The sequence below is a fragment of the candidate division KSB1 bacterium genome (assembly GCA_034506395.1).
Lineage (GTDB): Bacteria > Zhuqueibacterota > Zhuqueibacteria > Thermofontimicrobiales > Thermofontimicrobiaceae > Thermofontimicrobium.
Genome location: JAPDPQ010000012.1, coordinates 89,104 through 101,808, shown reverse-complemented (window position 1 = coordinate 101,808; position 12,705 = coordinate 89,104). Strand labels below are relative to the sequence as shown.

6 protein-coding genes are annotated in these 12,705 nt (G+C 46.5%); 5 read left to right on the top strand and 1 reads right to left on the bottom strand.

Annotation, left to right across the window (positions count from 1 at the left end; translation table 11 throughout):
- Positions 1 to 350 precede the first annotated feature (350 nt).
- The 5 genes from ONB37_09920 to ONB37_09900 all read left to right on the top strand — a co-directional run bounded on the left by ONB37_09920 (position 351) and on the right by ONB37_09900 (position 11,202).
- Positions 351 to 3,608: a S8 family serine peptidase gene (locus ONB37_09920; GenBank protein MDZ7400468.1), complete on the top strand. Its 3,258-nt coding sequence runs from the start codon at positions 351 to 353 to the stop codon at positions 3,606 to 3,608.
- 1,114 nt (positions 3,609 to 4,722) lie between these two features.
- Positions 4,723 to 5,793, top strand: coding sequence for a S1 family peptidase (locus ONB37_09915; protein ID MDZ7400467.1), 1,071 nt, complete (start codon positions 4,723 to 4,725; stop codon positions 5,791 to 5,793).
- A 648-nt stretch (positions 5,794 to 6,441) separates the two neighbouring features.
- The gene (locus ONB37_09910) at positions 6,442 to 8,103 is read left to right on the top strand and encodes an FAD-binding oxidoreductase (protein ID MDZ7400466.1); all 1,662 of its coding nucleotides are present in this window, start codon (positions 6,442 to 6,444) and stop codon (positions 8,101 to 8,103) included.
- Positions 8,104 to 8,452: 349 nt separating this feature from the next.
- Positions 8,453 to 10,261 (top strand): OmpA family protein, encoded by a 1,809-nt coding sequence (locus ONB37_09905; protein ID MDZ7400465.1) that lies wholly within the window; start codon positions 8,453 to 8,455, stop codon positions 10,259 to 10,261.
- A 206-nt stretch (positions 10,262 to 10,467) separates the two neighbouring features.
- Positions 10,468 to 11,202, top strand: a complete 735-nt coding sequence (locus ONB37_09900; GenBank protein MDZ7400464.1) for a hypothetical protein — start codon at positions 10,468 to 10,470, stop codon at positions 11,200 to 11,202.
- 275 nt (positions 11,203 to 11,477) lie between these two features.
- On the opposite strand, the gene ONB37_09895 is transcribed toward ONB37_09900, so the two are convergent.
- Positions 11,478 to 12,608 (bottom strand): DUF5009 domain-containing protein, encoded by a 1,131-nt coding sequence (locus ONB37_09895; protein ID MDZ7400463.1) that lies wholly within the window; start codon positions 12,606 to 12,608, stop codon positions 11,478 to 11,480.
- Positions 12,609 to 12,705: the final 97 nt, after the last annotated feature.

Sequence of the window (12,705 nt, the reverse complement as noted above, 5' to 3'; positions counted from 1 at the left end):
AGAAATCGAGAAAATGGACGTTTTCGAGTGGGAAAAAATTTCAGAGGTCAAAAATTTTCGCTTGACTTTTTTGTTATTCGAGTGTAAATTGCAACAACGTGAATTTGCGCTTGACTATTTCATGGTGCGCCGAATATTATCCCCTATCTCGATTAAAATGATCAGGTCTCTCTTCATGGTCCATAAAATATCGTCGCAATGAAGAGGGAGCTCCCAAACATTCACGACCACCAAATCGATCATTAAATAAATCGACAAAATCGCATTCTGGAAGGGAGGTGAGAGCTTTATTCCAATCGCCACTTTTTAAACCACTCCATTACTTATTTAAGCAGCACAAGGAGAACGATATGAGCAAATCATTACCTCTTCTATTCATCATTTTAATTTTGTCAGCATCATTGATGTTCGGTCAGGATGCCAAAGTGTACATGGGGGATCGCAGTGCTGTTAACCTCTCGATCCCAAAGACCACCGATTATGTCGCCAATGCCATTGTAGTGAAATTCGATCCTTTAATTGCACGGACATTTGACCGAACATTGCTTGCGCAGGGCAGGACTGGCATCCGTGCGATTGATATATTGAACCAAAAATATGAGGCAAACGCCCTTGTCGAAATGTTTCCCAATGCTCAGGAACGCTATTTCAATGGTCGCGCTATCAACCTCGCAGGCTACTATCGCATTCAATTCCGCAATCATCGGTCTGATATTCGCGATGTAGTAGCTGCCTATCAACGGTTGAGCAGTGTGCTAAAAGCTGAGTTGATTGGGATTCATCCTGTCGATGCAATTCCGAACGATACCAGATTCCCAGATCAATGGCATCTCAGTCAATCCAACGATCATGACATGGATGCGCCGGAGGCGTGGGATGTTGAAACGGGCAACCAGCAGGTCATCGTCGGGATTCTGGATACAGGCGTTCGGTATTTTCACAAGGACCTGGGAGGCTCGAATGCCTCGTACGACAATCCCACGGCTGCCGATGGCAATATGTGGATTAATTGGACCGAGAAGAACGGCGTTGCTGGAGTGGATGATGACGGCAACGGCTTTGTCGATGATTGGATCGGCTGGGATTTTGTGGATGATGCGTCTCAGCCGCCATATTACCCTGCGTGGCCTGGAGAGGACGCAGATGAGCCAGATAATGATCCTCGCGATTTCAATGGTCACGGGACCCATTGCGCTGGGAACGTGGGGGCATTGAACAACAATAATTACGGCACCAGTTCTCCATCTGGCGGTTGGGGGGATGGCACCCGGCAGCCTTATGGCAACGGTGTAAAGGTCATGGCGTTGCGGATTGGCTGGTCCGCGGATTATCGCGGTCGCCATGTCTACGAGATCGGCCGAGTTCGCATGGATTTTGCAGCCCAGGCGTTCTATTATGCTGCGAATAATGGCGCGAAGATCGTCTCCTGTAGCTGGGGATCGTCCAACTCTGGTGGTTTAGAAGATGCAGTCAACTATTTTGTGGCCAACGGCGGCCTCGTGTTCAAATCTGCCGGAAACAATGGCGATGAAGCAGTGGATTATCTAGGCGGCCGCAGCGATGTGATCGCCGTGTGCGCCACCGACCAAAACGACTGCTTGGCCAGTTGGTCCACCCGCGGCACCTGGGTCGATATCGCTTCGCCCGGGGTCGGTATCATGAGCCTCTATCACAATCATGACGATCCCCAAAACGACTATGTCGCCACGATGGATGGAACTTCCATGGCATCCCCTTTGGCGGCCAGCGTTGCAGCTTTGATCTGGTCTCAAAATCCTTCCTGGACGGCTAGCCAAGTGAAACAAAAATTATTTGACACCGCTGACAATATCTATTCACTTTCTTGCAATGCTTCTTATAGCGGCAAGATGGGCGCGGGTCGCGTCAATGCTTATAATGCCGTCGCGGGTGGGCAGCCAGCTCCACCTTCCATTAGTATCAACGACATCTCGGTCACCGAAGGCAATTCTGGTACGGTCAACGCGGTTTTCACAGTGTCGCTCTCCAAAACACCCGATCAAGAGGTCCGAGTTGACTACGCCACAGCGAACGGCAGTGCCACTGCTGGCAGCGATTACGCAGCGACTTCGGGACAGTTGGTGTTCCCAGCCGGGGGCAGCACCACGCAATCGATCACAGTCCAGGTCTATGGAGATCAGGTGGTCGAGTCTGACGAAACCTTCTTCGTCAATCTGAGCAATCCAGTTAACGCAACCATTGCCGATAACCAGGGCCAATGCACCATCCTCAACGATGATGTCCAACTTTCCTTGTCGATCAACGATGTCACTGCCCCAGAAGGCAATTCCGGAACGACAAATTTCAACTTCACGGTTACCCTCTCTGCTACGAGCAGCCAAGAAGTGCGAGTCGATTTTGCCACGGCTAATGGGACTGCTACGGCTGGGAGCGATTATGTGGCAACCTCGGGAACGCTGATCTTCCCGGTTGGAGGATCCCTGACCCAGACCATTGCCGTGACCGTCAATGGTGATCAGACTGTTGAGCCGGATGAGACATTTTACGTGAACCTGAGCAATCCGGTGAACGCCGTCATCGCGGATGGGCAGGGGATCGGAACGATTCAAAACGACGACGTCCAGCTCACCCTCACCATCAATGACGTTTCCAAACCAGAGGGCAACTCAGGCACCACCAATTTCGACTTTACAGTCAGCCTGAACGCTACTCCGAATGTCGAGGTTCGTGTCGATTATGCTACAGCCAATGGTACGGCTACTGCTGGAAGCGATTACGTCACCACATCTGGAACCTTGGTATTCAGTGCTGGAGGTGCAACCACGAAGACCGTCACTGTCCAGGTCAATGGCGACCAGACCGTTGAATCGGATGAAACTTTCTATGTAAACTTAAGCAACCCAGTGAACGCAACGATCACTGATGGCCAGGGGGTTGGCACCATTCAGAATGATGATTCTGCTGGCAATCTGATGCACGTCAATGATGTCAAAGTGACCAAGGTGAATGTGACTAGCCGCTTGTCCTACGGGAAAGCAGAAGTTCAAATCGTGGATCAGAATGGCGCCGCCGTAGCCAATGCAACCGTCACAGGTCAATGGACCGAAGGCGCGTCTGGCACGGTTTCGTTCACCACCGGTTCCAATGGTTGGGGCAGCACCCAATCCAGCAATTATCGCAACGTCAGCCGCTACTGTTTCAAAGTCACCAATGTCACAAAGACTGACTGGACCTATGACTCGGCTTCCAATGTAGAAAATTGGGCTTGCAGTGATGGCAGTGGCGGATTAAATGCTCTGCCGGGCAGCAATCCTGAGCCGAGCCCGCTCGCCGAGCTTGAAAAAGAATTGGATGAGGAACTGGCATTCAGTCATCCCAATCCGTTCAACTCATCGACCACCATTTCATTTTACCTCCCAGAACCGGGCAATGTGACGGTGGAAATCTATAATATAATCGGCGAAAAGATCACCACAGTATTCAATCGCGAAGCTCAAGCTGGCTTGAATTCGGTCCAATGGAACGGCACGGATGCTGCGGGCGCCAGCGTTTCCTCTGGCTACTACTTCTTCCGCATCCAATTCCCCAACGGCCAGTCCGTCATTAAAAAGATGATGATGATCAAATAATCTCTTTGGCTGATTGATTTTTTAAAAGTTCATCACAAGCAGGACAGAGTCTTCGGACAATGTCCTGCTTGTGATCTATTTTTGATGCTTTCAAATTTGACTTCACCGAATCTGCAACTGTGCCTCTTTTGATGGATTAGCATCCTTCTTCTCTCAGTTTCACTTGATTTCTGAAAGATGTTGGATTTTTACAACAGACTAGTTAAATAGATTCGTAAAAGATGCCCGCTTTTGCAAGCAAGACGTAAAAATTGTGAACGAACCACATGAACAATTAGGGTCATTCTCGACAATAGATTGATTCGAATTTAAAGAACGAGTTGGGATTGACCGATCAATTCCATTGGACAAATATCATAGAATCAACTCAAATTTTTTTAGCTCGATAGATATTTGTTTTGCCGTGACGAAAATCTGATTTCACTAATAGGCTGAAAATTGACTGCAAAATGTTTTCAGCATTCTGAAATATTTGCGGCTATTTATTAACGAATTTTTTAAGCATCTTCCTATCGACTTGTGGCTATTTGGGGGAAAAGCACTGGTAGATCGAAATGGAAGGGAATCTTTAAGATTGTTTGCTCTTATCATGATCAATATCTCGTCTCCATGGATCAGATCATCTCATTATGCCTACGATCTCGAGTGAATTTATACAAAAATTATGATGCGCCCTATTTATTGGAAGTGAATTTCGTTTGCTGCTCTTTTATGCCCCTCTGACCCATGGAACGGATTTGATAACGGCATGAAATGCCCACCCCAGTATGCCACCGAATCTCAAGTTTGCGCCAACGCCACTCAATTTTTGCCTTGTTTAAAATAGAATTCCAATTGAGTTGTTGAACGTGTCCGAGACAAAATTTACAACACCCATTTCAATGCTTCGTTTTTGAATGGGGGTTTTCGATTTGAGATGCCAATGGAAATTGAGTTTTTAAACTACATTATTTTTCGTCAAAGGAAATCATGTATTGGCACGAGATCGATGAGTTGCTACTATGGCTGTAACTTGCGGCGCAGCGTACGACAAATCTTTGGTACTCTCCAGAAGGATTTACAATCAAATCATTCAATTCATACTTAAATTTTCACCCAACAATAGGAGGTCGATATGAGCAAATCTAATCGTTTCATTCTGATCACATTGGTATTGGTTTTGGTAGCAACGGCAATGATCTGGATCGGCTGCGAGATGGGCCGCAGAGATCTGGTTGGTCCTCGTGAGCCGATCGGACCAGCGATTAGTCCATCGCCGATCACCTTGGGTATTGATCAAGTCATCGCTATTCAAAATCGGCACACCGATCGTTTGTTGACGATCGAAAATGTCGTAGGTACTGGAACGACCCGATTGGCTGACGGCCGCTATGCGATTCAAATCATGGTAAAAGCGGCAGGCTCGGAGGAAAAACTGCCGAAAACGCTTGAGGGCGTTCCCGTGGTCGTGATTGAGACCGGCGAAATTTTTGCTGAAGCAGCACCAACGGATCGGATTCGCCCCGTGCCATGCGGTGTCTCAGGCAATAATATTGGGATGAACCCTCCAGGTAGAAACGGCGTCGTATGCTATGCTGGCACGATCGGCTGCGTCGTTGAAAAGGGCGGTGAAAGCTATTTCTTGAGCAACAACCATGTGTTTGCTCAAACGAACCGTGGTCAGATCGGCGAACGGATCGTCCAGCCAGCGCCTGCGGATCATGAGGTGGTTTGCACGCAAGATGACAATGATGTGGTTGCCTATCTCTCGGATTTTTGTGAGATCAAATGGAATCCGCTGCGAAACAGCAATACCATTGATGCCGCTATCGCCAAGATCAAGCCCGGGATCGAATTTACCTGCGCCATGGTGAATGATTATTTTACACCGAGCTCGACTCCAGCCGAGGCATTTATTGGAATGAAGATCAAAAAATGCGGGCGAACCACGGGATTGACGTTTGGTGAAGTGACCACCATCAATGCCACCATCGTAGTCAATTACACGCTGGCTGGCTATGCGCGCTTTGAAGGTCAAATCGGATATACCAAACTGACCGAAAGCGGAGATTCTGGTTCCCTCATCGTGACAGAGGACGGTAATCATCCGGTGGCGCTTCATTTCGCTGGTTCCACCACGGCTGGTTTCGGTAATCCAATTCAAGCTGTGTTAGACTATTTCGGTGTGACAGTGTGCGGAAATTAAATTTCAATTAAATGACCACTGACCCAAAATTTGATCCTTAACAAACAGGGGGGCGGCTTTGAGAACCGCTCCCTTATTTTTACTATATGAATTTATCAACAATTCAAATCAATTGAAACATCAACCTCATCCCTGCTTACAAAAGCATCTTGTACCCTACCCTTTTGCATAAATAAAAGCGATTCTTACATTCCATCGCAATTGGTAGCCCATTTATCGAAAACATAGCGATCATCCTATGACTGTTGATTTCGATTCGAACCACCACTGCCTAGCGGCACCAAATCTGATTTAAACTTTCGGCTGCTATCTTTCCCGGTGCTTCAGAGGATAATCTTCTCCCCTACCGTCGAAAAATCGAAGCTGAATTTTTATGGGTTTCCTTCAATCCTTTAAATGATGAGATCCCTTTGGATAATGATTCTCAGCATAAAGTCCAGCTTTGAGATGATCGCCTATATGAGCATGGCACAAGAATGTTTGATTTCATCTCCTATTTGAGCGCAAAATGTAAACAACTCGCTGCCATACATTTTATAAATTGATCAATATTTTGCTTTGATTTTCACAGAAAAATTGCTATTATATCGTAGATAAAAAAACAGGCGATCGCTATGTCACAAAAGAAAATAAACAGAGGAGCTTTGTATGACTAATCTGCGAAAATCTTTGGCGGCCATTGTTGGAAGCGATTTTGTGTTTACCCCGGATCAACCTGAATATTATGCCTACACTTTTGGGGATGCTACGATGTATCGCTCCCATCCAGATATCGTCGTATATCCTGGTAGTCCAGAAGAAATTCGTCAAATCATTGTGTTTGCCAATCAGCATCGGGTTCCAGTGACCACCAGCGCTGGATTAACAGGTCTGTCAGGTGGTGCTATTTGCCAATCTGGCATTTTGATGAATGTCTCCCGGTTGCGGCGCATTAAGGGTGTCGATGAAGTCTCGAAAACAGCGACAGTAGAGCCAGGCGTTAGCTGCGCGAAATTCAACGAGTATCTTGCCCAGTACAAGCTGGTGGTGCCAGTGGCGCCTGCTTCGCATCTGATCTCCACGCTGGGGGCCAATATCGCTGAGGCATCTGGCGGGACTTTCGGTATGTCTAAAGGGACATTCAAAAATTATTTGCTCACGCTGAAAGTGATCGATGGTCAGGGGAACATGTTCGACACTGGGAAGCCGTTTCCTAAGCAGAGCACCGGCCCAGACTTGACCGCGCTATTTATCGGTTCTGAGGGCACCATGGGCGTAATCGTGGAAATGACGTTCCGATGTGACTATTTGCCGCAGGACACCTGGACCATTCGGGCGCAATTCGCAGATGAATCTGTGCTTCAGGCGATTCATGAGGGGATTGCCGAACAAAAAATCGACCTATTCTCTTTCGAATATATGGACGACAAAATGATGAGATGTCTCGGGAAGGAGAATATGTTGCTGTTGCTGCAAACCGCTGGCACTGAATATTGTGCAAAAATGAATGCCGAAAAAGTCGTTGCGATTCTCCAACGCCTCAATCCCATTGAATTGAAGTATACGAACGATCCCAAAGTTGCAGATGAGCTCTACACCGAGCGACGAAGTGCACTGGGAGCATTGGCCAAAGCAGATCCAAAAAAACCGGTCATTATCCAATTTGATCCAGTGCTACCCTTGCGCAAATTCACCGCAGGCATCAAAAAGATGCGTGAATTGGCTGAGCGCGAAGGTCTGGAGCTGATCATCTATGGCCATGCTGGAGATGGCAATCTCCATCCCAGTTTCATTGTAGAGGATGACATCACACAGAAAGAGAAAGCTCGCAAAGTGATCCGTGAGTTCGATGCCTGGATCGAAAAAGAGGGCGGCGTTTATTCTGGGGAACATGCGGTCGGATTCTTTCTGGGCAGAAGCCAGGATCAAATACGCCCCGAAGTGGGACCTTATCTGAAGGCCATTAAACGTGCTTTCGACCCCAATGGAATTCTAAATCCGGGCAAAATTTTTGATATTAAGGAGCCTTCGCTGCAGATTGAACCAGTCAAAAAAGAATACCAGCCGATCGCTGCAATTTGTGCTCTCTGTGCCAAGTGTCATCTCTGCAAAAACGACAGCCCCAAATTTGCAGAACAGCCGTTCGAGCATAACACCATTCGGGGTCGAATTTCCATGATCGATGCTGCAACTCGAGGCATGGTCTCTTTCAAGGCCATTAAACCGTTTATCGAAGAAATGGCACCTTGGACACATAACATGAATTGTCCCACATATATCAAAAACCATATGCAGGAACTCATCAATCTGTCGCTCCAAGCCGCGGCCTAACTCATAATGATTCTGGACTGGAACGCTGTCGTCGAACGCTGGCGACAGCGTCTCTGGTCTTTCGATGATAGCTGATTTTTACAACTCCTCAAACCAAAATCATCAGCTTGATCACCCGGCGCTTCTGTGTAGACCTTGCTTCCCCCTCGGGTTTAAGCCAACTAAAACGATTCAAATATTTCTTGTTTGTTTGATTAACGCTGATCATTTAGCATATCTTAGCCATTATCCCCCAATACTTCAATCGGTAAATATTTTCGCTTGATAGTCATGCCAGATTTTGTTATATTACGACGGTTTAATTTCCAATGAATTTTCGGCGGCCGAACCATCAAAATTGAGGCTTATGATGAAGCGACAATTTCCATCCTATCTGGTCAAAGCTGTGGAACTATTTATCTTCATCGGCTTTGTTCAGATATTTCCTTTTAGCTCTGCGTCTGCCAAATCTGTCCCGCGTTTCTCTCCGATCAATGCCGGTCCGCAGGATTCTCTTTCAGCGTTAAAAAATTTGTTCCTTAAATCGGCAACGGAATTCATTCGGCTCAAGCAATGGGATCGCGCCATTGATGCGTACAAGCACTATCTCGAAGCATTCCCTGCTGAGAAGGAGCGCATTGTCAAAATCATCAAGATTCTTGAGGCCCCAGATCAGGGAGTGACCATTGAGAATCTGGGCGATAGCATCAACACCAAATATCACGAATACTATCCAGTGATTACCACTGATAACCAAAGCCTTTATTTCACCGCGCGTCATCGTCCTGGAGGATTAGGAGGGGAAGATGTCTGGGTATCGCATCGGACCGCTAAGGGGTGGAGCAAAGCGGTCAATCTTGGCCCTCCCATTAACACTGAGGATCATGAGGGCTTTATGTGCCTTTCCGCTGATGGCCTCACTGCTTTTTTGTTCGGCAACTATCCAGATTCTTATGGCAAGGGGGATATTTTCTATTCTGTCTATCAAAAAGATGGCTGGAGCGAGGTGAAAAATATTGGCAAGCCGATCAATTCCCCAGATTTTGAGGCGGATGCCTGGTTTTGTTCGGACGGGACGACCGTATTCTTCGTTTCCGATCGACCTGGCGGGATCGGTGACTACCGACCACGCGATGAGCGCTTCTTACAACAGGAATATAACACCGATATCTACGTTTCAATTAAGACCGATACTGGTTGGTGCAAGCCGATTAATTTGGGCGAGCGGATTAATACCCCCTATTGCGAGCGCGGACCAATATTCCATGCGGACGGTCGAACCCTCTTCTTCTGCTCCTCTGGTCATCCTGGCTTGGGGGATTTGGATATTTTTGTGGCATACAAAACTGGGGATTCCTGGACTGATTGGTCCGAGCCAGAAAATTTGGGCAAAGAAATCAACACTATCTACAAGGACTGGGGATATAGTATTTCTTTGGAAGGAGATGAAGTATATTTTGCGAGCATTCGCGAGGATGGCATGGGAAAAAGCGATCTTTACCGAGCCAAATTTTCCAAAAAATTTACGATCCCCATCACCATGGTGACCGGGAAGCTGCGCGATCGGCGCGGACAGATGTTGGATAGTGTTCGATTGGAATGGGAAGATATCGAGAAATTCAAACAGTTGGGCACGGCCTACACACGACCACGGGGGGATTATACGATTTTTCTGCCCGCAGGTCGTTGGTATCGCTACACAGCCACTAAAAAGGGTTATATCTTCGCGTCGCGGGACATCGATTTGCGCCGCGAAGAAAAACCTAAGGTGAATTATGATATCGAATTGCCCAAAATCACTCCAGAATCGGTTCCATTCCCTCCAGCCTTGCTCAATGTTTTCTTCAAGCTCGATTCATCCGAATTGCTTCCAGAATCAAAGAGCGAACTGGATCGATTTCTGAAATTGATCCGCGAAAATCCACAATGGATCAAAATCGAAATCAGCGGTCACACTTGTGATCTCGGCTCCGATAAGCATAATAAAATTCTGTCCCAAAGTCGCGCCCAAGCCGTTGTCGATTATATGGTCGCTCAGGGCGAATCTCCAGATCGATTCATCGCAAAAGGTTATGGTTTTGAACAACCATTGTATCGCGAGTTCACGGATGAAGCGCGAAAGCGTAACCGCCGGGTTGAATTTCGAGTGTTGGAACTCGATACCAAATCCGAAAACTGAGCCAGTGGATCTCAAATATCGAATGCTTGAATTTTACAAATGAATTGTGATGCTCACGCTGAAGCATGATGCCAGAATTCAATCCAATATTCGAGTTGTCCTTATTTTTAAGTTTGCCTCTCGCTAAAATTAAAAAATCGGGATCAATTCGAGCTGAAATAAATTTTTATTATCCATCATAATTTTTGCTACTGGAGTAAGGAACGATGCTAGATGAATCTAAGATCAAGATCAGTCCCTATATCGTTGGGATCAAGGACCGGAAGATCCGCGATATTATTGCCCGTTACCTGGAGGCCTACACTTCCTTCAAAAATTATAATCGGCTGTACCATGAGGGGATTATGATGTCGTTTAGCAACCTGCGAAAAATACATGATATGCTATGGGACATGAAGGAAAATTACCATTTGCTCTATCGCCGAGTTCTCAATCCTAAGAAAAAAATTTTTGAGCATACCAATAAATTTACCCCTTCTGATGACGAAATCAAATTCATGAACAATATCGGTCTATTATTCCATAAAGTTATGGTCGCCCGGGAGCTCAAGTACGTGCTGGATTATTATGAGGAAGATAGCGATAGCTATCAAGAAACCAAAGCGTCCCTGGAGCGAAATTTAGATCGAATCAATTCTTTGTTTGATCAAGGCTTGCAATTATTGCTCCAGATTCTGGGGAATTATCAGAACAATATTCAATTGATCACCTATTTTCTGGAGCATCGTGAGCAATGCGAAGCCATCTTCAAAAGAAAAATCGAAGAACTGTTGCAAATGTTATCCCGGGGCAGAAGCATTGAGGATGTTTACATCGATGCGATCCATTATTACCAGAATAGCGGCTGGATCGATCGGGCGAGCAAGGTGTTGAGACAACTTCTAAAAATAAATCCTAAGCACGAAAAAGCGTTGATGATGTGGAAGGCATTTGCAATTTAATTTGATCAAAAAGCCCAGCGAGCAAAATTAGCATGTTGGCGCATCGCTGGGCTGAACTTCATATTTATGGGTCTCTCATAAGCAATGCAGAAGGGCACTTTAAATTTCAAAATTGTCCATCCGAGAGCAAAATCTTATGCAGACTTTTTGCCCTCATCTCATGAAACTCGCTATCATATTTGCTCACAGATGACTTCAGAACGGTGGCTCATCGTTCAGAGGGTAGCTAACCGCTCATTAATAAGTTGGGAATGAGCGAGAATAGCTGCATCTCATCAAATTTTCACAAAAATATTTTTTCTGTATAAAATCCACATGATCCCCAACCAGATCAATAGATAAAATACCAGCGGGTACATCAGGGACGCGAAATGCGTATCCCCCAACCAGGACACGAATAGATTTTTATAGAGCCAGCTTTTCAGGAACATTTCTGAGCCATCAGACAGGGTCCATTTGACCGTGATAGTGATTTTAGCCAACAGGGTGGTGAGGCTGAACACCAGGATCGCGTTGCTGCCAAAAACGATGAATGGCTTGGCCCACTTTTTATAACCATGAATATCGATCAACCAGTAGCACATGGCCAAGAAGATCAATGCCATGCCAGCCATGAAGACCGTATAGCTGCTGGTCCAGAGGTTCTTATTAATTGGCAACCACACATCCAGAATCACGCCCAGCAGCAGTCCTATTATCCCGAATGCAAATAGCTCTGTCACTTTTTCGTAGTGACCGCGTTTTGATCTCAGCCAGTCCCCAGCGAAGACCCCGAGCATCACGGTGGCGATCGCAGGCAGCGTGCTCAAGAGACCTTCGGGATCGAATCCTGGCACTGGTGCTCCTTTCCAAGTATGGCCGGCGAATAGATGGCTGTCGATATACCAGCACAAATTGCCTTTCGGTTCCAATACACCGGCTCCAAATCCAGGAACGGGCACCAACTTGACCAAAATCCAATAAGCTGCCAGCAAGAAGATTGTCCAGCCGATCTGCCATTTCTTGTTCGATTCCACCATAATGACCGCAGCAAAAAAGTAACAAACCGCGATCCGCTGCAATACCCCTGGGATGCGCACGGTCTTGAAATCGAAAAACGGGAATAGGTTCAAAAAGAATCCGATGGCAAAAATAATCAGCGTTCGCCGAATGATCTTGCTATAGAGCTGCCAGCGACTATCGCCCCGCTGGATCCGTTTAGTCAGCGATAGCGACATAGCAACGCCTACGATGAACAGGAAAAATGGGAAGATGAAGTCGGTAGGCGTCCAGCCATGCCAAGGTGCATGGAGCAACGGTTTATAGACCTTAGACCAGTTTCCAGGATTATTGACCAGAATCATTCCAGCGATTGTGATGCCGCGAAACACATCGAGAGAGAGCAAACGGTCAGATAGCTTGTCCATTCAGTTCCTCCGCTCCAATTTTGATTCTTCATAGATTTCTAAAAAATGCACAAATTCCCATCACCTTTTCAGATGCAGGAGTCTTGTTATTATCGTA